A 21,851-nucleotide genomic window follows, 5' to 3' on the forward strand; every position below is an offset into this window, starting at 1 on the left:
ATGAACTTTTTAGAAACGGAAGACGTGGTAAAGCAATACGCCAACCACCTCGCCCTCAACAAGGTTAGCATCCAAGTTCCCGAGGGGAAAGTCTTCGGGTTATTAGGGCCGAACGGAGCCGGCAAGACCACACTGATCCGTATCATCAACCGCATCACGGCCCCCGACAGCGGCCTTGTCCGCTTTAACGGACGTGAGTTCCAGCCGGAAGATATCTATCAGATCGGTTACCTGCCGGAAGAACGCGGCCTGTATAAAAAAATGAAAGTCGGTGAACAGGCCATCTACCTGGCACAGCTCAAAGGACTCTCCTACCAGGAAGCCCGCACAAGATTGATACGTTGGTTCGAAAAATTCGATATCATGCCTTGGTGGAATAAGAAACTGGAAGAGCTATCCAAAGGGATGCAACAGAAAATACAGTTTATCATCACCATCATCCACGAACCGAAACTTCTGATCTTCGACGAACCGTTCAGCGGATTCGACCCTGTGAATGCCGAATTGCTGAAAAAAGAAATTCTCGAACTGAAGAATGCTGGACACACGATCATTTTTTCCACGCACAACATGTCGTCTGTTGAAGAGATTTGTGATAATATCGCCTTGATCAACCGTTCGCAAGTTGTACTTTCCGGCAATGTAACAGAAGTGAAAAGTCGTTTCCGGACAAACAATTTCACCATCCGTTTCCATACTGGATCAGGGAAGTTGCAACCCATCCCGGAAATGTTCAGCCTGCTGGCGGAAAAAGACCTGGCCGGAACAAGCGAGGTACGCATCCATAAAGAGCCGGGCATTACCAACTCTGCCCTTCTCTCCGCATTGGCGGGACAGACCGAAATTATTTCTTTTACGGAAGAGATACCTTCAATGAACGACATATTTATTAACACCGTCTCCGGTACAAATACTACGCAAGCATGAATAAGATAGGACTTATAATAAAAAGAGAATACCTCCGCCGTGTCAGCAAAAAATCGTTTCTGTTGCTGACTTTCCTGACGCCGTTCCTGTTTGCCGCACTGGTATTCGTCCCGCTTTGGCTATCCACTATCAAAGGAGATGATGCCAAGCAGGTGGCGATCATCGACACGACAGGCAAATACGCCTCGCTGTTCAAAGACACAGAAGAATACACTTTCATCACCGAAAAAGGTTCCAGCCTGGAAGAATATCGTAAAAATCCGGATAAGGAAATATTCGCATTCTTGAATATAACAGACGATTTGCTGCAAAATCCGACCGCCGCAACACTCTACTCGCAAAAGCAAATTCCGATAGGATTGAAAAATACGATCGACAAAACGTTGTCTGAATACCTGAAAGACGAGAAACTCGCCTCTTACAATATAGACAACCTGAAACAGATCATCGAAGACAGCAAGATCAACTTCAATATCAAGACCATCAAATGGGACGAAGACGGAAGCGAGAAAAGCACTTCGGCCGAGGTTGCCTCTATCTTGGGTATGATATTGACCTTCATTATCTATATGTTTATCATCATGTACGGTGGGATGGTCATGCAGGGAGTGATGGAAGAAAAGACGAACCGTATCATCGAAGTGATGATTTCGTCCGTCAAGCCATTCGACCTGATGATGGGGAAAATCATCGGCATCGGTTTTGTCGGCCTGACACAAGTATTCCTGTGGGGAATCCTGACAACTGTTTTGGTATCGGGAAGCCTTTTCTTTTTCGGTGGCAACACGTCACCTGAAGATATGGTGGCCGCTCAGATGGCAGCACAGGGCGTAAACAATGTGGCTGCCGGTTCTTCCGATATCAGCATCCAAGTGCAGGAAATTATCAATTCAATCAACTTCGGAATGATCGGCACCAGCTTCGTTCTTTATTTTATCGGAGGCTATCTACTGTATGCAGCTCTATTCGCTGCCATCGGAAGTGCTCTGGAACAGCAGGAAGACGCTCAGCAGTTCATGACCCCGATTATGCTTTTAATGGCATTCAGCTTGTATGCCGGAATCTACAGCATGAATAATCCCGATGGCCCGCTGGCATTCTGGTGTTCGATGATTCCGTTTACCTCCCCTATCGTGATGATGGTCCGTTTACCATTCGACATTCCGGTATGGGAATTGGCGCTTTCGTTTGCCTTGCTGTTTGCCACAGCCCTACTCATCATCTGGTTCTCGGCCAAAATTTACCGTGTAGGTATTTTAATGTATGGAAAGAAACCAAGCATCAAAGAAATGATCAAATGGGTAAAATATAAATAACATTGTTAGGGCGATTGTAACAATCGCGGATCATCCCGAAATCCTGAGGGGAAAAATCGTATCTTAGTGGCAGTAAAAAAATAAAAGAGATGAGTTACGATCAATTTCTTCGTTTTATCTTTCTGGAGGGAATGTTTGATTATTTTGAGTTGTCTGATTTCAAAGAAAAGTCGGATAGGGTAGAAATATATTTTGAAGAGAAGAATATACATCCTAAAGAATATGCAACCGATAACTTGGAGAGCAAGGGCTTTTATGAACAAGTCAGGATGCAGGATTATCCGATGCGTGGGCGTAGCTGCCTGTTGTTTATCAAAAAACGAAGATGGTTCAATCACAGTACTGGCAAGTATGTAAGCCGCAATTGGAAATTAGTGGCAGAAGGAACGCAAATAACGACTGAATTTGCGTCTTTTTTAAAAGCATTGGATCGACTCGCGCGCTCTTAGCATTAGTCTTTTGGCGGATCATTACGGAATGGAAGCCAAACTGTTGGAGTCCCAATATAAGAATCATCTGAGTCATTTCAGGAATTGGGAGCAACGTGCCCATGCCGAAGAATGGATTCTCTTCGAGAAAAACATTGGACCCTACGTCGGGATGGACGAAACGGCACTGTCGTCGGGAGAACTGTATACAATCCTGATTAACAAAGAGGCCAAAGGAAGAAAAGGCACAATCATCGCCATGATCAAAGGGACATCCGTAGAAAAGGTATCCCAAGTTATACTCAAACTTTCCCGTCGCAGGCGGTTTCAAGTTCGGGAAATAACATTGGACATGGCACCCAATATGGCCCGGATAGCCCGTCTCTGTTTCCCGGCTGCCAAGCTGGTTATCGACCGTTTTCATGTTCAAAAGTTAGCTTTTGAAGCCGTTCAGGAAATGCGGATAAAGGCACGATGGGAAGCCTTGGATAAAGAAATGGTCGAGATCACATACGCTAAAGCATCAGGACAGCCTTTTGTTACTGAAACATTTGAGAATGGGGACAGTCGAAAACAGCTGTTGGCCAGAAGCCGCTATCTTTTGTTCAAAAAAACTGAACTGTGGTCGGAGAGCCAAAGAAAAAGAGCTAAAATCCTTTTCCGGGAATATCCCGATATCAAGAAGGCCTATTACTTAAGCATGAGGTTAGGGTTGATATATCATCAGGCACAATCGGCAGATATTGCCTTGACGCGTTTGGCACATTGGTATGATCAGGTGGACAAATCCGGTTTCCTGTCTTTTGGCACTGTTGCCAGAACCATACAAACACACTACTTGAATATTGTTGGCTTTTTTAAAAGACGCTCCACCAATGCCGCGAGTGAGTCCTTCAATGCTAAAATCAAAGCTTTTAGAGCACAGCTGAGAGGCGTGAGGGATATTGCTTTTTTCTTATTCAGACTCACCAATATGTATGCATAATTAATTCTCTATGAATATAGGTATCTCCTTATACGTACATAACCGGGCTAAATAAAAGAACTGCAACATAACTACAATAAAAAAGCGTGTCCCTCTAATATAGAGGCAACACACTCTTTCTAATAGTTAAGGTTTGGGTTATTATATTTCTTGTCGTTATATACTGTTATAAAAAAGCTTGACCTGAAAGTTGTCAAGCTATACCCATTGCACAGTCAAGGCTCCTTTGTTTTTGTTCACTCTATACCTATAATCTCTCTGAAAATGAGTGACAGCACGAAGGAACGCTTTTATTTTATACAAAACAAATTTATCTGGAATTATTTTTACACTATCGGGGATTATAATAAATACTTAAATACTATCAGGGGGCTTATAGGAAGATGCAATGGATACTTTGGGAGATGATTATATTTTAATCCCTCAGGATTTCGGTATGATCCACAATCGCCCTGATATTGTAAAAGATATGTATGAAAAAAGCCTGTCACTCAAAAGAATGACAGGCTTTTTGTTGTTCAACCAGGGCTCGAACCTGGACTAACAGGACCAGAATCTGTTGTGCTACCATTACACCATTGAACAATTTCCGTTCAACAAAAATGACAATCAATTATTTCGTTGTTCAACCAGGGCTCGAACCTGGACTAACAGGACCAGAATCTGTTGTGCTACCATTACACCATTGAACAATTTCAATAAAGCTTGTCAACTCTCTTGTTGTTAGCGAGTGCAAAAGTACATACTTTTTCAAAATAAACAAACGATACTGTAATTTTTTTTCATTAATAAACTTTTTTCTTTTCCTGCTTGTTTTGATTTTGCAAGTATATACATATATTAATAGAGGGAAATCACCCACATAATAAATATAAGAAGTATATTTGCGACTTCGAATATTACTCAATAAAAAATAATGGATCAAACAGAAGAATTAGTTAAAACGATTGTAGAAGGCCTACAGGAAAAAAAAGGCAAAAACATTGTAACCGTAGACTTAACCCAATTATCCGGCTCAATCTGCCAATATATGATAATCTGCGAAGGAAGCACTCCTACCCAGGTTTCCGCATTGTCTGATTCAGCCTGGGATTTTGCCCATCGTAAGGCTGGTGAAAAACCGCTGTCGATAGATGGAGCACAGCGTGCCGAATGGATCGGGATGGACTATGGCACGGTTCTTGTACATATATTTTTACCGGAACTTCGCGAGTTTTATAATCTGGAAAATCTTTGGTCGGATGCCAAAGTGACACAGATTGCTAACCTCGACTGATGACCGATCTTACATAGTATAGAGATAATCACATATGGAAAATAAAAACGACATTTTTAACAAAAATCCGAAGAATAACAAGCAGAAGATGTTCAAGTTCAACCTATACTGGATGTATGGACTCATCTTTCTTATGCTTTTTGCTTTGTATCTGACGAACGACTCTTCGGCATCTAAAGAATTAGGCTGGACCGAATTCCAGAAATTAGCACAGGAAAACGTATTCGACCGGATGGTCGTCTACAACAAGAAGAATCTGGTTGAAGCAACCGTAAAAGACGGACGAAAAGGTCTGGTGTTCAGAAAAGATAGTGCGACATTGGGTACCAACCCGAAAGTGTATGTCAAAATACCATCGGCCGATAAATTCTCGGATTTCTATGACAAAGCCGTTGCCGAAAATCATATCACTACGCAAGTCAGCTTCGAAGAAGGCGATGATGCGATCTGGAATTTTCTTGTTTCGTTCGGCCCGATCTTGCTGATCATCGTCGTGTGGATCTTCCTGATGCGACGAATGTCCGGTGGTGCGACCGGCGGTCCCGGCGGTGTATTCAGTGTGGGAAAGGCAAAAGCACAACTTTTTGATAAAGACAACGACCGGAAAGTGACATTCAAGGATGTCGCCGGCCTTGCCGAAGCGAAACAGGAGGTGGAAGAGATCGTTTCTTTCTTGAAAAGCCCCGAAAAGTACACGGAATTAGGAGGTAAAATACCTAAAGGCGCTTTACTCGTAGGCCCTCCTGGAACCGGAAAGACATTATTGGCCAAGGCTGTAGCCGGAGAAGCAGATGTCCCGTTCTTCTCCCTATCCGGTTCGGACTTCGTAGAAATGTTCGTCGGCGTAGGTGCTTCCCGCGTACGTGACCTGTTCCGTCAGGCAAAAGAGAAAGCTCCTTGTATCGTATTTATCGACGAGATCGATGCCGTCGGCCGCGCCCGTGGCAAAAATGTAAATATGAACAGCAATGACGAACGCGAGAACACGTTGAACCAGTTGCTTACTGAAATGGACGGTTTCGGTTCCAACAGCGGTGTTATTATCCTGGCAGCTACTAACCGCGCCGATATCTTGGATAAGGCGCTGCTTCGTGCAGGACGTTTCGACCGCCAGATTCACGTGGAATTACCTGACTTGAACGAGCGTAAAGAGATATTTGGAGTGCATCTGCGTCCGATCAAAATCGACGAAAGTGTCGATGCCGAATTTCTGGCACGCCAGACTCCCGGTTTCTCCGGTGCCGACATTGCTAATGTCTGCAATGAAGCAGCTTTGATTGCCGCTCGTAACGGTAAAAAGTTTGTCCAGAAAGAAGACTTCATGAACGCAGTCGACCGTATCGTCGGAGGTTTGGAGAAACGCACTAAAATAACGACTGCGGATGAACGCCAATGTATAGCCAACCACGAAGCTGGTCATGCCACCTTAAGCTGGTTGTTGGAACATGCCAATCCGTTAGTTAAAGTAACGATCGTTCCGAGGGGCAAGGCATTAGGCGCCGCCTGGTATCTGCCGGAAGAACGTCAGATCACCACCCGTGAACAATTGCTGGACGAAATGTGTGCCACCCTCGGCGGTCGCGCTGCCGAAGAACTTTTCTTAGGAAAAATCTCTACCGGAGCATCCAATGACCTTGAGCGAGTAACTAAACAGGCTTATGCGATGGTCGTCTATTTCGGTATGAGCGACCGACTGCCGAACTTGAACTACTACGATTCAAGCGGACAGGACTGGGGCTTCACCAAACCGTACAGTGAGGAAACAGCCAGGATGATCGACCTGGAAGTACAGGCCATTATCAATGAACAGTACGAACGGGCCAAAAGCATTCTGAAAGAACACGCATCAGGCCACAACATGTTGGCTCAGGTATTGCTGGAACGGGAAGTAATCTACACTGAAGATGTCGAACATATCTTCGGTAAGCGTGCCTGGGTTTCCCGCTCGGAAGAGATCCTGGAACTGCAAGAGAAAGCAAACGGCAAGAAGGCCGAAGAAGCGAAAGTTACCGAAGCAAGTAAACAGGAAGATGACACAATTGTCACGACATCCGACAGTAAGGCAGTAAATGCATAACTGTCCGCACAATAAATAATAATTCCATGTCCACTAAATTTGAAACAGATGGGCATGGAATTTATTTTTTAATTATATTTGTACCTGAATAAATCAATAAAAAAACACTATCGTCTTGAAAAATTTGATTATACGGGCGTTAACCGGCATTATATTCGTCGTGGTACTGGTCAGTGCCATTTGTATCCATCCGATTTTTTTCCTTATTCTTTTTTGTATTATAACAGGATTGACCCTTTGGGAATTCGGTGGTCTGGTCAAGCATTACGAAAATGCAAATCTGCAACGAGCCGTAAATGTGCTCGGAGGAGTATATCTGTTTATCGCCACCTTCGTTTATGCAAACGGGTTGACAGACGGAAAGATATTCCTTCCCTACCTGTTATTTATCATGTTGACAATGATAGCCGAACTCTACTATAAGGCGCCGAACCCGATCAACAACTGGGCGTTTACGCTCTTTGCCCAGATTTATTGTGCCGGCTCCTTCTCCATGCTGAACTTCATCGGAGCAGAGCCGGGAACACCCGGTGTCATGAGCTACACGCCGCTCTTCATCATGGCAATCTTTATTTTTGTTTGGCTGGACGATACCGGAGCATATCTGGTCGGCTCCCTGATCGGAAAAAGGAAATTATTTGAACGGATTTCTCCCAAGAAATCATGGGAAGGCTTCTTTGGCGGATTGATCCTCGTTTTGGCTTCTTCGCAGGCATTCGCCTGGTTCGCTCCGGAAATAAGCCGGCTGAATTGGTTAGGGCTGGCAACTACAGTCGTCCTGTTCGGAACTTGGGGAGACTTGATCGAATCCCTTCTGAAACGTACACTCGGTGTAAAAGATTCCGGCCATATATTGCCAGGCCACGGAGGAATGCTGGACCGTTTCGACAGCGTTATGCTGGCTGTTCCCGCCAGCTACATCTATATTGAATTATTCATTCGAAATTAAAAGTGAGCGTTACCATCCGGGAAGTTGCTTTGGACAGGGAGTTTGGATATTTGATTAATTCCGGATCTGTCAGGTCACCCCGGTCTTTCTCCAACAAATCTACCAAGCCGAAACTGAACTTAAGTTCCGGACATAATTTGAAAAACGGAAGATAAATATCACATCCGATACCGAACTCGACACCGAAATCCGTTCCTTTCAACAGGATCGGATTTCCTTTTTTACGCCCCAGGTCGAAAGCGCCATAAATACCGCCGATAAGATAAGGACGATAGTTATTCACACGAAAAGCGCTGTACTTCACATCGAGCGGAAACGTCAAATAGTTGGAACGGACAGAAGTGGAATACATACTTACCACCGGATTTTCATCCGTCCCTTCCACTCCTTCCATTTCAGGACGACGGAACACAAATTTCTTGTCACCGAAGTGGATAGTCGGCGTAAAACGCAGGTTGAAGTATGGATTCAGGTACATATCTCCGATAACCCCGACACTAAAACCGGGCGAATAGCTCGGAATCTCAGCATACCAAGTTTCACCATTTGTTGCCACACCAGTATTAGTCAATATCAAATCCTGCGCATGCAAACCTACATGAAATCCCAGATGAAACCATTTCAAATCCGCATAGGGCTGGTTCTTCACCTTTTCTTTCTGTGCCATTACAGCAGTTACAGACAGAAAGAACACACATATAATAAACAGTAGACGTCTCAATTCTTTTCGTAATTTTGAATCTATAACGGGAAAGAACCCGACTTATTGCAAAAGAACATTTATTTGTAAAAAAAAGGAGGAGTTCTTTTTTTAATTCAAAGAAAGCTCTATTTTTGCACGAACTAATAGTTATCAATTTAAACGTTTAAAAAAATGGCTTACGTAATTAGTGACGATTGTATCGCTTGCGGTACTTGTATTGACGAATGTCCGGTAGGAGCAATTTCAGAAGGTGACAAATACAGCATCGACCCTGAAATGTGTACAGATTGTGGAACTTGCGCAGATGCTTGTCCTACTGAAGCAATTCATCCGGCAGAATAAACCGCAACATCGATAGGTTTCTTTCACAGGACCTATAAAGATAAGGGGCTGTTTCCTTTCGGAACAGCCCCTTATTATTTTCTCATTCTTTGCCGACTTCGTCAAAATTCGATATTCAGTTTGATCTCATCCGAGTCGTCTTCCTGCCGGTCTTCATCCGACACCGACTCCTCCGGCTTTTCACCAGCTCTACATCGCTTAATGTAACTGATTACATCATTCATCCCATCCATGAACTTGTCAAAGTCCTCTTTGTACAGGAAAATCTTATGTTTTTCAAAAGAAACCTGCGTACCATTCTTCGGCTGTACCTTTTTACTCTCCGTCACAGCCAGAAACAAATCGTCTTTCAGATTCTTCTTTACATCCAGATAATAAATCCTTTTTCCTGCTTTAATGGTTTTAGAGTATAAAATCTCTTTGTCACCACCTTCAACCTGTATTTTCTTCACCGAGTCTTCCATTATAGCAAACATTCGTTAAACACCCACCCATTTTATCATAACTTGCTTCAAATATGTGCATTTTTTTTTAAACAACAACTATTTTAACGCATGAAAATGCGTATAAAGAATCGGAATAGTATGAAATAATAAATAACACACATAAAATTAAGCAAAGCGGCGAACTTTTATCAAAAGAATGACTAACTTTGCAGCCAAATTTATAACAAGTAGTTCCTTCAAACGATGATCAACAGAATTTTAATCCGCATTAAAGTTTTACAGATAGTATATTCTTACTATCAAAACGGAAACAACGACCTCAAAGTAGCGGAAAACGAATTGCTTTTCAGTCTTAGAAAGTCTTATGACTTATATCATTATTTTCTTCTCCTAATTGTCGACGTCACAAACTTACAAAGACGCATCCTGGATGCCCGTAAAAACAAGTATATGCCGACTGAAGCCGAGTTGAACCCTAACACCCGACTGATAGACAACCGATTCGCTGCACAAATAGCTGAAAACGAAGCGCTTCGGAAGTATGTGGCCGAGCAGGGGCTTTCATGGGATAACGATGAAGATTTCATCAAAATGGTACTCGACCTGATCTTATCGTCCGAACAGTACAGAGAATATCTGAACAACGAAAACGATTCATACGAGACAGACAAGGAATTCTGGCGCATCGTATTCAAAAAACTGATTTGCGGCAACGAAGCGATCGACGACTACCTACAAGATAAGAGTATTTATTGGAACGACGATATCTCCATCGTCGAAACATTTACGCTGAAAACAATCAAACAATTCGAAGAAACAGCCGGAAGCAAACAAAAATTGTTGCCGATGTTTAAAGATCTCGAAGACCAGTCTTTCGCCATCAAATTATTCCGCCAATCTTTAATGAAAGGTAGTGAATTCCGCGAACGTATCAACAAGCACATGAAGAACTGGGAGACCGAACGCATAGCGAATATGGACCTTATTATCATGCAGGTTGCACTGGCTGAAATCATGACGTTCCCGACAATTCCCATCAATGTGACGCTGAACGAATATATCGACACGGCCAAATACTACAGTACCCCGAAAAGCGGAACGTTTATCAACGGTATTTTAGATTCCGTAGTCAACGAGTTAAAAAAAGAAAAGTTATTGCTCAAAGATTAATTATTATCCTTACATTTGTGTCAGTATCGAATTGATATTAACTTATTAATGTTTATAGTTATATGAGCTTACTTACTATTTTACTTCAGGCCGCCGGTGGAAGCCAGCAATGGTCTGGTATTTTGATGATGGTTGTTATTGTTGCGATCTTCTATTTCTTTATGATCCGTCCGCAACAAAAGAAACAAAAAGAAATTCAGAAAGCCCGCGAAGCTTTGAAAGCGGGAGATAAAGTGATCACTGCCGGAGGTATCTACGGAAAAATCAAAGAAATCGGTGACACCTATATGTTGATTGAAATTTCTGATGGCGTACGCATCCGTGTAGACAAAACATCCGTGTTTGCATCTGCAGAGGACGCACAGCAAAAATAAACAACGGAACATATGTCACGACTTGGACAAATCAAACAAACATTCAAGTCTGTCCGGATAGAGATTAAGGCTTTTCTTCGCCGTCAACAGTGGAAAGAAGCCTTGATCTTTTTCTGTTTTATACTGTTGGCTTTCGGCTTCTGGCTTCTCCAGAGCCTCCAACAGGAGTATGAAATAGATATCAAGATTCCGGTCAAATACAAGAATGTGCCACCGGATATATCTTTCACGGAAACACCGCCCGAAGCCATTACGGTCAAAGTGAAAGACAAGGGGAGCGTATTGCTGAACTACTCCTTCGGCCGTTCGTTTGCCCCGATTGAGGCCAACATGAAGGCACAGCCGGAAAAAGCCGGTAAACTGGTCATCAGCCGAAAGGATATCGAAAGCGATATAAAGAAACATCTGATTGCGACTACTTCCCTGCTCAGCTTCGAGCCCCAGTATATCGATGCAGCTTATAGCAAACGTATAAAGAAGGAGATACCGGCCGTGTTCGAGGGAACTGTCCAGACGAATGCCGGTTTCAAAGTCTCAGGCGATATATCCATTACCCCCCGCAACATCAGCGTTTATGCCAGCGATGTCGTTCTGGATACCTTGAAAGAGATAAAAACGGTCTATACCGAGATCAAGAAAGGAAACAAGACCGTCACGCGCACTATCCAACTGGAAAAAATAGACGGAGCCACTCTCGAACCGACAAGTGTGACCATCACGGTCCCAATAGAAGAATATACGGAAAAGACACTGGAAATACCGGTTGTCTGTACCAACCTACCGCGCCATTATACCTTGCGCACATTCCCATCTGTCGTGAAAGTGAGCTGTAGTGTTCCCCTTTCACGCTTCAAGGATGTCTCGGCGGATGATTTCGAGATACGGATCTCTTTTGCCGATTTGGAGCAAAGCGCTTCGGGAACATTACCTTTGCAACTGGACAAAAAACCGAGCTGGGTGGATGTCGCCACTATTTCACCTGATCGGATCGAATTTATATTGGAACAAACAAAATCAAATGATTAAGATTGGAATCACCGGAGGAATCGGAAGCGGCAAATCAGTGGTAGCCACTCTGTTGGAGTTATCAGGCATTCCCGTGTATATCGCCGATACGGAAAGCAAGCTCCTGACAGCCACGTCACCCGTTATCCGGGAAAAACTGATTGCCTTATTCGGCGAGCAGCTTTATACGGCCGACGGTTTGGATAAAAAACGGCTTGCCTCTCATATTTTCGGAAATCCGGAACGACTTGAACAAGTGAATGCGATCATTCATCCGGAAGTGAACCGTCATTTTCTTGCTTGGACCGAGAGACAAAATACTCCGGTATGCGCCATCGAATCCGCCATCCTTTTCGAATCGGGCTTTAACCGGGTTGTCGATACGACACTGATGGTCTATGCCCCGATGGAGGTACGCATCAAACGGGCACTCGAACGCGACGTCGTTTCTCGCGAAGAAGTCATACGCCGCATCGAAAGCCAATTGCCGGACGAAGTGAAGAAAGAGAAATCGGACTACGTGGTCTTCAATGACGGCAAGCAGGCTTTACTTCCGCAGATAACTGCTTTCCTTACTGGGCTAAATACATGAAAATATTGATTTTCAATTTTATAACAAACAGAACAACGAAGATATCCGGTCAAAAGAGACCTTTTCGCTTAGTGAATAATCATTAGAAACAAGAAAATATGTTCAAAACTGCCGGAAATTCCCGACAGTTATGCTACATTTGCAGCACAAAAGTTAAACACTATTAGAAAAACAAAGTATTATGTTGAAGACGATTTTGTCTATCTCGGGTAAACCGGGATTGTTTAAATTGGTTTCCCACGGGAAAAATATGCTGATTGTTGAGTCGTTAGCAGACAAGAAAAGAGTTCCTGCATACGCAAAAGATAAAGTAATTTCTCTGGGAGACATTGCGATCTACACAGATGAAGCAGAAGTTCCCTTGCATGAAGTTCTGACCAGCGTCAAAAATAAAGAAAACGGACAGCAGGCTTCTATCCCCACATCCGCCAAGCCGGACGAACTGCGTGCTTATTTCGCAGAAATCCTTCCCAATTTCGACCGTGAACGTGTATATCCAAGCGATATCAAGAAATTGATCTCTTGGTATAACATCCTGATCGGCGCCGGCATCACAGAATTCACACCGGAAGAACCCGCATCAGAAGAGGCTCCGGCTGAAGAAACGCAAGAAGAGGCTTAATGATAGAATAGTAGTAAATGGCATGTGTAAATGACCGTAGTTTTCATTTCACATGCCATCTATTTTTAGAATATTCCTTTCTAATCCAGTTTCAATACAGCCAAGAACGCTTTCTGCGGAACCTCAACCGTACCGATCTGTTTCATTCGTTTCTTTCCTTCTTTCTGCTTTTCAAGTAGCTTACGTTTACGAGAGATATCGCCACCATAACATTTGGCCGTAACATCTTTACGAACCGCCTTTATCGTTTCGCGGGCAATAATCTTGGCTCCGATAGCCGCTTGGATAGCGATATCGAACTGTTGCCGAGGAATCAGCTCTTTCAGTTTTTCACACATACGCCGACCGAAGGTAACACTATTGTCCACATGAGTCAACGTCGAAAGAGCGTCCACAGGTTCTCCATTCAGAAGAATATCCAGTTTAACCAGCTTGCTCGGACGGAAATCATGGATATGATAGTCAAAAGAGGCATACCCTTTAGAAATACTTTTCAGCTTATCATAAAAATCGATTACGATCTCCCCCAAAGGCATATCATAATGAATCTCGACACGATCACCGGAAATGTATTCCTGCTTGATCAATATGCCACGTTTACCCAGACAAAGTGTCATGATCGGACCAATGAAAGTCGTATTGGTAATGACAGATGCACGGATATACGGCTCATCGATATGATCAATCAGCGTGGGATCAGGCAAGCCGCTCGGATTATGTACCTCCGTACAATTGCCTTTTTTATCGTAAACCTTATAAGACACATTAGGAACAGTCGTGATCACATCCATATTGAACTCACGATCCAGACGTTCCTGCACGATCTCCATATGCAACAATCCCAAAAAGCCGCAGCGGAAACCAAAGCCCAATGCAGCCGAGCTTTCCGGCTGGAATGTCAAAGAGGCGTCGTTCAACTGGAGTTTTTCCAAAGAAGCACGCAAATTCTCGAAATCTTCACTATCGATCGGATAAACACCGGCAAAGACCATCGGTTTTACTTCTTCGAACCCGGCAATCGCGTCCTTCGCCGGACGAGCCACATGTGTAATGGTATCTCCTACCCGGACCTCGCGGGAAGTTTTAATACCGGAAATAATATAACCGACATCCCCGGTACGAATCTCATTACGAGGAGACATCGTAAGCTTCAATACCCCAACCTCATCGGCATCATATTCCTTACCGGTTGCAATAAACTTAACATGGTCTCCTTTACGGATCACCCCGTTTACAACTTTGAAATAAGCAATAATACCACGGAAGGAATTAAACACAGAGTCAAAAATCAGGCACTGCAACGGGGCTTCCGGATCACCTTTCGGAGCCGGTACTTTTTCGACAATCGTATTTAAAATGTCGTAAACCCCTTCTCCTGTCTTACCACTGGCCCGGAGAATGTCTTCCCGCGGACATCCCAGCAGTTCAACAATCTGGTCTTCCACCTCATCCGGCATAGCGCTTGGAAGGTCTATCTTGTTCATGATCGGAATAATCTCCAGATCATTCTCTATTGCCATATACAAATTGGAAATAGTCTGTGCCTGAATGCCCTGAGCGGCGTCAATAATCAGCAAAGCACCTTCACAAGCAGCAATCGAGCGGGAAACTTCATATGAAAAGTCGACATGTCCCGGAGTATCGATCAGATTCAGGATATATTCTTCTCCTTTATAATTATACTTCATCTGAATGGCATGACTTTTGATCGTAATGCCTCGTTCACGTTCCAGGTCCATATCGTCCAGAACCTGCGCCTGCAAATCTTTACCTTCTACTGTCTTGGTATACTCAAGCAAACGGTCGGCCAAAGTACTTTTACCATGGTCAATATGAGCAATAATACAGAAATTGCGGATATTCTTCATTTTTATACCGTAATATATTTATTTTCAAAAGCTTATATCATATTCAGAAACTTATTGTAAGATATATGTAAAAAAATATCCAAAGTTTACTGACAGATATTCACTTTCAGTGGTGCAAATATACAGATTTTTTTCATACCTGGAATGAGGATTTTATAGGTTCATAGGGCAACCGTACCAAATTCAGCAGCAACAATTTCTTATTTCTATGGAGAGAAATGAATTTGGTGCGGTTACCTTGAATTTTTATAGAAAATTTAGTCTGGTTTATTATACATTTGGCATACCATTTGTTGTTAATAATATATGACACTACAAGAAATAAACAAATCATACAACCGCATAGTCGGTTCATTGGACAGTAAAGAATTAAAGAACGCTTTCGATTCCTTACAGGCTCTTATTGCAGGAAGCCGTGAATATTCTTTCCAGGACAAGCTGAACGAACTGCAGGATACCTACAAATATATGCTGCGCTACCGGATTGAAGGAGCGAAAGATCCGATGCAGGAACAGATATACAACAATCTACAGGCATCGACCTATGAACTGGCCGATTCAGTCAAGCAAAAAGCATTGGCAGTAGAATCTCCCCTATCCTACTACAGCCGCCGAAGAAGCCTGAACATACAGCCTCCTCTCACTTACAAACAGCTGCACGACCAACTGTTGTTAGAATATGAAGCCGGAAAGCACAAAGAGAGCGATGCATTCAATATTCTCATTTTTAATAAAATATGGGTATCCTCTTTTCTGAAGAGAGAGGAGGCTGAAGACATCCGCGGCATGCTTCGGGATAACGCACTGTCTTTTACAACCGGCAGTCAGATTGTTTCCGCCTTGATGTTAGGATTGCAAGAGGCGTTTGATAAAGAAAAGATTCTTTTATTGTTCGACGCAGCCAGCCATCCGGACGAAGAGATCAAAGTCAGGGCATTGATTTCAATCTTGATCACTTTATATACATATAGAAAACGGACACAGTTATACCCGCAGATAGCCAACAGACTGGCAGCCTTGGCCGAAACTCCGGGATTCACCAAGACGGTCCGCACAATCATCCTGCGCTTTATCTTAGCTCGCGAGACAGAGAAGATCACCCGCAAACTACAGGATGAGATCATCCCGGAGATGCTAAAATTGAGTCCGAAGCTCAGCAAGAAAATCAACCTCAACGAACTTACCCCTGAGGATTTGACAGGAAATGAGATGAATCCGGAATGGGAAAGCTTCTTTTCCGACAGCACCCTCGGAAAGAAGATGGTAGAATTCGGGGAACTTCAACAGGAAGGGGCCGACATCATGCACTCGACCTTCGTTCATTTAAAAAACTTCCCGTTTTTCCACGAACTAAGCAATTGGCTGCTTCCGTTCACCATCGAGCACTCTTATTTCGACGATCAATTCACTCCGGACAACGAATCTGAAAAACAGATGCTCGACTCTATGACATTCGCAGCTTTCATGTGCAACTCGGACAAATATTCGCTTTATTTCAGCATGATGCAATTGCCGAAAGAGGCCCGAAAGATGATGATGAATCAGTTCGACAGCCAGGCCACGGAAATGATCCAACAGAATAAAGAAGAATTGATCAGCAAACGCGGAAAACAGGACACAATCATCGGACAATACATACAAGACCTGTATCGTTTCTTCAAGCTATATCCGGGCCATCTGGATTTTACGGATATCTTCACAATGCCACTCGATTTTCACAACCTCGCCATTCTGCGTCCTTATATTTCGGATAAAGAAAGCCTTACGACTATCGCTGAATATTACCTCCGCAAAAACTATTTCAACGACGCATTGACCATATTCGACCAATTGGCGGAAACGGATCAAGATAGCGACATTCTTTTCCAGAAAATCGGCTATTGCAAACAAATGGAAGGAGACTTGAAAGGAGCCCTGGAAGCTTATTTGCACGCTGATTTGTTGAATTCCGAAAGCAAATGGGTAATCCGACGAATCGCCGGTTGCTACCGTTCACTAAAACAACCGGAAGAGGCCTTGAAATATTACCGCCGGTACGAGGCTTTAAATCCGGACAATTTGTCGGTTCAAATCAGCATCGGCCATTGCCACCTCGAACTAAAAGATTATAACGAAGCACTGAAATGCTTCTTCAAAGTCGATTATCTGGATAGCAAAAGCCACAAGGCATGGCGACCTATCGCATGGTGCTCTTTCCTGACAGGAAAATACGACCAGGCCCGGAACTACTATAAAAAGATACTGGACAACCAGCCCAACGCACAAGACCTGCTGAATGCCGGGCATACCGAATGGGCGTTACAGAATATCAAAGGTGCACTCTCCTTTTACCTGCAAGCGGTACAAATGGAAAACGGCAACTTCCTCAAGTTCCAGGAACAGTTCAGCCAAGACGTAGCAGACCTACTGATCGCCGGTATCGAAGAAACCGAAGTAGCTCTGATGCTGGATCAGCTAAGATATAAAATAGAAGGAAGTTTTTGAGAATTAAAAATGGAAGTGTGTCAAAACAGCTTTGTTCCTGTGCTTGACGCTGAATCGCATAATACATTTTGACATACTTCCATTTTAATACCCTTTATCCTCTGCTTCCGAGGCTATCCGTATCAGGATTGAGCTCTTTGACGGCATCCTTCACTTCTTTTTCACCTATCGGATAGGTAACGGCAACTTGCTGTACGGGATATTCTTCTTTTTCTCTGTCTGATGCTTTCGATTCGGCATTCTCCGGAATTTTGGTAAAATCTTTGTCCATATCATTTACTATTTATGTTTCTATAGCTATTCAACAATAAAAATGGCCCGGAAGTTCCGAGCCATTCAATCAACCAAAACAAAAAAACCTAAAAACCTAAACATCAACCATCTTTCTCTTTTTGTTCTACTCTACGTTAAGGTTTCCTATTACTAAACAATCTTTCTAACCTAAAAACTAAACCTATCAAATCGTATATATATTTCCCAAGTTTCCTATTCCTCGTATGCCGGCCACGCCCCCTCTTTCGTGCAAACATAAGCGGCCGTGCGGACAGCAAATTCATGTGCTTCCTTTAGCGAAGCCCCTTTCAATAGTGAGATGATCAACGCACCGGAAAAAGCATCGCCCGCTCCAACCGTATCCGCCACCTGCACTTCCGGAGTCTGCAAAGTCGATTCTTCATTAGCAGTATATATCGTGCTATAAGCACTTCCGGCAGTCAGAACTACCAAACGAAGATTATAGCGTTCTATAAACCAATGTGCCACCTCCTTGTCCGTTCCTTCCAAATGAAACATCTCCCGCAGGACAACCAACTCCCCGTCATTCACCTTCAACACATTGGCCAGATAAAGCGACTCTTCGATCAGCTCTTTCGTATAATAATGCTGGCGCAGATTGATGTCAAAGCAACGATAAGCATCATCCGGGGCAAAAGAAAGAATCGCCTGTATTGTCTCTCTCGACTGCGCGGAACGCTGTCCTAAAGTACCGAAGCAAATGGCATCCGCCCGTTCAGCCAGATCGATCGCATTCGACGTCGGAGAAAGATGATCCCAGGCTACACGTTCGTTGATAATATAATCAGGGACACCATTCTGCAAAGTAACCTGTACCGTTCCGGTCGGATAAGGGACTTTCTCGATCAGATACCGGATCGAATTATTATCCAGCTCGCCGAGTATTTCATGTCCCAGCTCGTCGTCTCCCACGGCGCTGATGGCATATCCTTCCGCACCCAACCGTGAAGCATGGTAGACGAAATTAATAGGAGCACCGCCTGCTTTCTTTCCTGTTGGCAGCATGTCCCACAAGAGTTCTCCTATGCCTACTACGACCGGTTTCTTATTGTTGCTTTGCATTTGTTTCATTATAGTTTATTTGACAAGGATAATTTCGTTTTTCACGATGCAAAGATAGATACCGGGGGCGGATGCGACGATAACAAATGCTACAGGATTGATAACGTTTGTTACATAATGCACTTATTTTCAAGTTACATACACAGATGTTACACAAATGTAACGAGCGTTATCAAAGAGAAGGATATTATTCTTTTTCCAGATACTCCGTCGGAGTAATATTGTAAACGGCCTTAAAGCATTTCGAGAAATAAGCAGGCGAACCGAAGCCTGTCGCATAAGCCACCTCATTCACATTTCCGGCTTTCCGACGGAGCAGGGCGGCGGCTTTCTTCAAACGATAGTTACGCAGGAAATCGGTCGGCGTCACTCCGGCAAGCTCCTTCACTTTCCGGTAAAGGTGTACACGCGACAAGCCCAACTTTTCACTGCCTTTCTCGATGCTGAAATCCGGATCGGCATATGACTCTTCAATCAGTTTCAAGAAACGATTCATAAAAAGATCGTCCATGCTTTCCGCTTTTTCCTCCTTCACGGAGACAGCAGGCGAGGAAGCATCGCGAGCATAAGCCTCACGCAACTGGGCGCGATCCTCCAGCAGCTTGATGATACGCAATTTCACGACTTCTATGTTAAAAGGCTTCTGGATATACGCATCCGCACCGCTGGCAGCTCCGTACATCTGCTGCTTGTCGTCGGACAAGGCGGTCAACAGCATAACCGGAAGATGGCTCAGGACAATATCCGACTTGATCTTGCGGCAAAGATCGAAACCGTTCATTTCCGGCATCATCACATCGCTGACAACCACCGAAACCTCTTCGCTCATCAGCACCTCCAAAGCCTTCACGCCGTTATCGGCAACCAACACATGGAAGTTCTGTTTTAATTCCGCCTGCAAGTAACCCTGTATATCAGGATCGTCTTCCACGACCAAGACCGTATAATCGTAGGTGCGGTCCAAAGCCTCCTGCAATTCGTCCGTGTTCAGATTGGCGACACCACTGGAAAGCTCGGTTACGGAAAGATCGAACGTACAGGATTCGTCAAAATGAGATTTACCTTTCAAGAGGACAACCGTAAAGACGGTACTTTTATGCGGAACACTCTCCACCCGGATCGTACCTTTGTGCATATGGACGAACTCACGCGTCAGATGCAGGCCGATCCCCGTCCCCGTCACATAGTTCTGGTCGCCGGTAAAGAAGCGGTCAAAAACGGAAGCAATGTTTTCCAACGGAATACCTTTGCCATTATCTTCGACAGAAAGTTCGACCTGATCGCCCTTATCCTTCAGGCGAACCGTGATCGTACCTCCGTCCAGCGTGAACTTGAATGCGTTAGACAAAAGATTGGCCAGAATCTTCTCCATCTTGTCCCTGTCCACCCATATACTGACAGAAGGACAGTCATGTTCGAACGTGAAATGTATCTGCTTGGCGGCAGCCATCGTATCGAAACAAGACTTCACTTCCGCCACAAAAGCGACTAAATCCACCTCGCCGACCCGCATATTCATTTTATTGCTCTCCACCTTGCGGAAATCGAGTAACTGGTCCACTACCCTCTTCAACCTCTCCGCATTTTTCCGGATAATGCGGATATCGTCGGCTAACGAAGAACCTTCGGGCGCCTCCTTCGACAGCTTGCCGAGCGGACCGAGAATAAGCGTCAGCGGTGTCTTGATCTCATGCGTGATATTGGTAAAGAATTGAAGTTTCTGAGCCGTCGACTTCTCTATATAACGATTTGCCTCGGCCAGTTCTTCTTTTTGCTGCTGTACCTGCAAGTTCGTGCGTTTCAGCTCACGGTTCTTCCGCTTCACCGTCCGGTTCACATGAATCACATACAAGGCAGACAAAAGCAACAGCCCCATCAACAAAAGGATGATGCTGACAGAGCTTTGGAGGAACGTATATTTGGAAAGCATGCTCTCCAAATTCTCCCGTTGCAACTCGATCTGGTGCTGATAGTCGACCACCTGTTCGGACTGGATAAACAGCGTCCCGGCATTGTTCTTATCGATCAAGGCGGAAGAAAGTAAGTATTGCCGGGACACATCTTCCCCGTTCAATATCTGCATGGCTACGCGGATAGCTAAGCTCCCACCCGTCGGATACAGGATCGAAGCAGCCAACTCCCCGTGCATGACAGCCTCCAGCCCTGAACCGCGTCCCGAAACAGCATCGATGCCCACAAAGCGAATCTGGTCCGCCAATCCGGGATGCTTCTTCTCGATTGCCCTGCGGGCAGCCATTGCCATCACATCGTTATGGGCGAACACCACGTCCACCTCCTCCAACGAATCCATTTTCGCAATCTCCTTCTCCACCGTTTCCGGCTTCCATTTTCCGTATATTTCCTTCACCTTGGTGCGGGAGTTCAAGACATCCATAAAACCGCGATGGCGATCTTGTGCCGGAGAAGAACCGGATAAGCCCCATACTTCCAGCACGGTAGGATATTTCTCTTTCACCTGGCGGTTCACGAAAAATGCCGCCTGACGACCGATCTCGTAATTATTGCCGCCGATATAAGTCGTATATTCGTCCGAACTGATCTTCCGGTCTACCAGGATAGTCGGGATACCGGCACGGTAGGCCTCAATCGCAATGGGAGTGACAGGTTCCGATTCGTTGGCGGAGATAATCAGCAGATCGACCTTCCGTTTTATCAGGCTGCGTATCTGCTCCACCTGCAACAAACTGCTGTCCGCAGCATCCTCGACCAACAGGGAGACACCCGGATATTCGGAGGCCTGCACCTTCATATCCAGCAACATCGACTTGCGCCAGGAACCCTCAAGTGTACACTGCGAGACGCCAATAACATACTTCTTCTTCTCCGAATCTGTTTTGCAGGAAAAACAGAATGCCAGAAGTAAGACCAGTAGAGCGTAATAAGTTAGAGCAGGTTTCATTCTGTTTTGTT

The 21,851-nt window shown here is 44.3% G+C and carries 20 protein-coding genes and 2 tRNA genes; 14 read left to right on the forward strand and 8 right to left on the reverse strand.

Annotation, left to right across the window (positions count from 1 at the left end):
- The 4 genes from NQ564_RS09050 to NQ564_RS09065 all read left to right on the forward strand — a co-directional run bounded on the left by NQ564_RS09050 (position 1) and on the right by NQ564_RS09065 (position 3,656).
- Positions 1-927: an ABC transporter ATP-binding protein gene (locus tag NQ564_RS09050; RefSeq protein WP_008155433.1), complete on the forward strand. Its 927-nt coding sequence runs from the start codon at positions 1-3 to the stop codon at positions 925-927.
- Positions 924-2,243, forward strand: a complete 1,320-nt coding sequence (locus NQ564_RS09055; protein ID WP_129650045.1) for an ABC transporter permease — start codon at positions 924-926, stop codon at positions 2,241-2,243. Before NQ564_RS09050 ends, NQ564_RS09055 begins: the two co-directional genes overlap by 4 nt.
- An 89-nt stretch (positions 2,244-2,332) precedes the next feature.
- On the forward strand, positions 2,333-2,692 hold the full coding sequence (locus NQ564_RS09060) for an ISAon1 family transposase N-terminal region protein (RefSeq protein ID WP_129650047.1): 360 nt from the start codon (positions 2,333-2,335) through the stop codon (positions 2,690-2,692).
- Positions 2,693-2,720: 28 nt separating this feature from the next.
- The gene (locus NQ564_RS09065) at positions 2,721-3,656 is read left to right on the forward strand and encodes an ISAon1 family transposase (RefSeq protein ID WP_129650243.1); all 936 of its coding nucleotides are present in this window, start codon (positions 2,721-2,723) and stop codon (positions 3,654-3,656) included.
- A gap of 514 nt (positions 3,657-4,170) precedes the next feature.
- Here the strand turns inward: NQ564_RS09065 and NQ564_RS09070 are convergent.
- Both NQ564_RS09070 and NQ564_RS09075 read right to left on the reverse strand, forming a co-directional pair.
- Positions 4,171-4,241, reverse strand: a tRNA-Gln gene (locus NQ564_RS09070).
- A gap of 36 nt (positions 4,242-4,277) precedes the next feature.
- A tRNA-Gln gene (locus NQ564_RS09075) sits at positions 4,278-4,348 on the reverse strand.
- 224 nt (positions 4,349-4,572) lie between these two features.
- On the opposite strand from NQ564_RS09075, the gene rsfS reads away from it, so the two are divergent.
- The 3 genes from rsfS to NQ564_RS09090 all read left to right on the forward strand — a co-directional run bounded on the left by rsfS (position 4,573) and on the right by NQ564_RS09090 (position 7,958).
- Entirely contained in the window at positions 4,573-4,932 is a 360-nt protein-coding gene (rsfS, locus tag NQ564_RS09080) for a ribosome silencing factor (protein WP_008150368.1), read from the forward strand.
- 34 nt (positions 4,933-4,966) lie between these two features.
- Positions 4,967-7,009 (forward strand): ATP-dependent zinc metalloprotease FtsH, encoded by a 2,043-nt coding sequence (ftsH, locus tag NQ564_RS09085; RefSeq protein ID WP_008150370.1) that lies wholly within the window; start codon positions 4,967-4,969, stop codon positions 7,007-7,009.
- Between the two features lie 115 nt (positions 7,010-7,124).
- Positions 7,125-7,958: a phosphatidate cytidylyltransferase gene (locus tag NQ564_RS09090; RefSeq protein ID WP_008155429.1), complete on the forward strand. Its 834-nt coding sequence runs from the start codon at positions 7,125-7,127 to the stop codon at positions 7,956-7,958.
- Here the strand turns inward: NQ564_RS09090 and porT are convergent.
- Positions 7,945-8,679, reverse strand: coding sequence for a type IX secretion/gliding motility protein PorT/SprT (porT, locus tag NQ564_RS09095; protein WP_008155428.1), 735 nt, complete (start codon positions 8,677-8,679; stop codon positions 7,945-7,947). The two genes, NQ564_RS09090 and porT, sit on opposite strands and share 14 nt — an antisense overlap.
- 153 nt (positions 8,680-8,832) lie before the next feature.
- Between porT and NQ564_RS09100 the strand changes: the two genes are divergently transcribed.
- Positions 8,833-9,003 (forward strand): DUF362 domain-containing protein, encoded by a 171-nt coding sequence (locus NQ564_RS09100; RefSeq protein ID WP_005640945.1) that lies wholly within the window; start codon positions 8,833-8,835, stop codon positions 9,001-9,003.
- Positions 9,004-9,104: 101 nt separating this feature from the next.
- Here NQ564_RS09100 and NQ564_RS09105 read toward each other — a convergent pair whose 3' ends face one another.
- Positions 9,105-9,467, reverse strand: a complete 363-nt coding sequence (locus NQ564_RS09105; protein ID WP_008155425.1) for a DUF3276 family protein — start codon at positions 9,465-9,467, stop codon at positions 9,105-9,107.
- 225 nt (positions 9,468-9,692) lie between these two features.
- Here NQ564_RS09105 and nusB point away from each other — a divergent pair, with 225 nt between their 5' ends.
- The 5 genes from nusB to NQ564_RS09130 all read left to right on the forward strand — a co-directional run bounded on the left by nusB (position 9,693) and on the right by NQ564_RS09130 (position 13,212).
- A complete protein-coding gene (nusB, locus tag NQ564_RS09110; RefSeq protein WP_008150377.1) occupies positions 9,693-10,619 on the forward strand; it encodes a transcription antitermination factor NusB in 927 nt (308 codons plus the stop codon).
- Between the two features lie 62 nt (positions 10,620-10,681).
- Positions 10,682-10,993: a preprotein translocase subunit YajC gene (gene yajC, locus NQ564_RS09115; protein WP_005647768.1), complete on the forward strand. Its 312-nt coding sequence runs from the start codon at positions 10,682-10,684 to the stop codon at positions 10,991-10,993.
- A gap of 12 nt (positions 10,994-11,005) precedes the next feature.
- Positions 11,006-12,019 (forward strand): YbbR-like domain-containing protein, encoded by a 1,014-nt coding sequence (locus NQ564_RS09120; protein ID WP_008150379.1) that lies wholly within the window; start codon positions 11,006-11,008, stop codon positions 12,017-12,019.
- A complete protein-coding gene (coaE, locus tag NQ564_RS09125) occupies positions 12,012-12,590 on the forward strand; it encodes a dephospho-CoA kinase (RefSeq protein ID WP_008150381.1) in 579 nt (192 codons plus the stop codon). The genes NQ564_RS09120 and coaE overlap by 8 nt, the downstream gene beginning before the upstream one ends.
- Positions 12,591-12,771: 181 nt before the next feature.
- Complete coding sequence (locus NQ564_RS09130; protein WP_008150383.1) at positions 12,772-13,212, forward strand: DUF5606 family protein; 441 nt, start codon at positions 12,772-12,774, stop codon at positions 13,210-13,212.
- An 80-nt stretch (positions 13,213-13,292) separates the two neighbouring features.
- On the opposite strand, the gene lepA is transcribed toward NQ564_RS09130, so the two are convergent.
- A complete protein-coding gene (lepA, locus tag NQ564_RS09135) occupies positions 13,293-15,080 on the reverse strand; it encodes a translation elongation factor 4 (RefSeq protein WP_008155419.1) in 1,788 nt (595 codons plus the stop codon).
- A 306-nt stretch (positions 15,081-15,386) separates the two neighbouring features.
- Here lepA and NQ564_RS09140 point away from each other — a divergent pair, with 306 nt between their 5' ends.
- Positions 15,387-17,564, forward strand: a complete 2,178-nt coding sequence (locus NQ564_RS09140) for a tetratricopeptide repeat protein (protein ID WP_008150390.1) — start codon at positions 15,387-15,389, stop codon at positions 17,562-17,564.
- A gap of 94 nt (positions 17,565-17,658) precedes the next feature.
- On the opposite strand, the gene NQ564_RS09145 is transcribed toward NQ564_RS09140, so the two are convergent.
- The 3 genes from NQ564_RS09145 to NQ564_RS09155 all read right to left on the reverse strand — a co-directional run bounded on the left by NQ564_RS09145 (position 17,659) and on the right by NQ564_RS09155 (position 21,840).
- Complete coding sequence (locus tag NQ564_RS09145) at positions 17,659-17,835, reverse strand: hypothetical protein (RefSeq protein ID WP_008150391.1); 177 nt, start codon at positions 17,833-17,835, stop codon at positions 17,659-17,661.
- 215 nt (positions 17,836-18,050) lie between these two features.
- A complete protein-coding gene (locus NQ564_RS09150) occupies positions 18,051-18,920 on the reverse strand; it encodes a carbohydrate kinase family protein (protein WP_370008660.1) in 870 nt (289 codons plus the stop codon).
- 187 nt (positions 18,921-19,107) lie between these two features.
- Positions 19,108-21,840 carry a substrate-binding domain-containing protein gene (locus tag NQ564_RS09155; protein ID WP_039848234.1) on the reverse strand — a complete coding sequence of 911 codons (2,733 nt, stop codon included), beginning with the start codon at positions 21,838-21,840 and terminating at the stop codon, positions 19,108-19,110.
- Positions 21,841-21,851: the final 11 nt, after the last annotated feature.

The organism is Parabacteroides johnsonii DSM 18315, from assembly GCF_025151045.1.
Lineage (GTDB): Bacteria > Bacteroidota > Bacteroidia > Bacteroidales > Tannerellaceae > Parabacteroides > Parabacteroides johnsonii.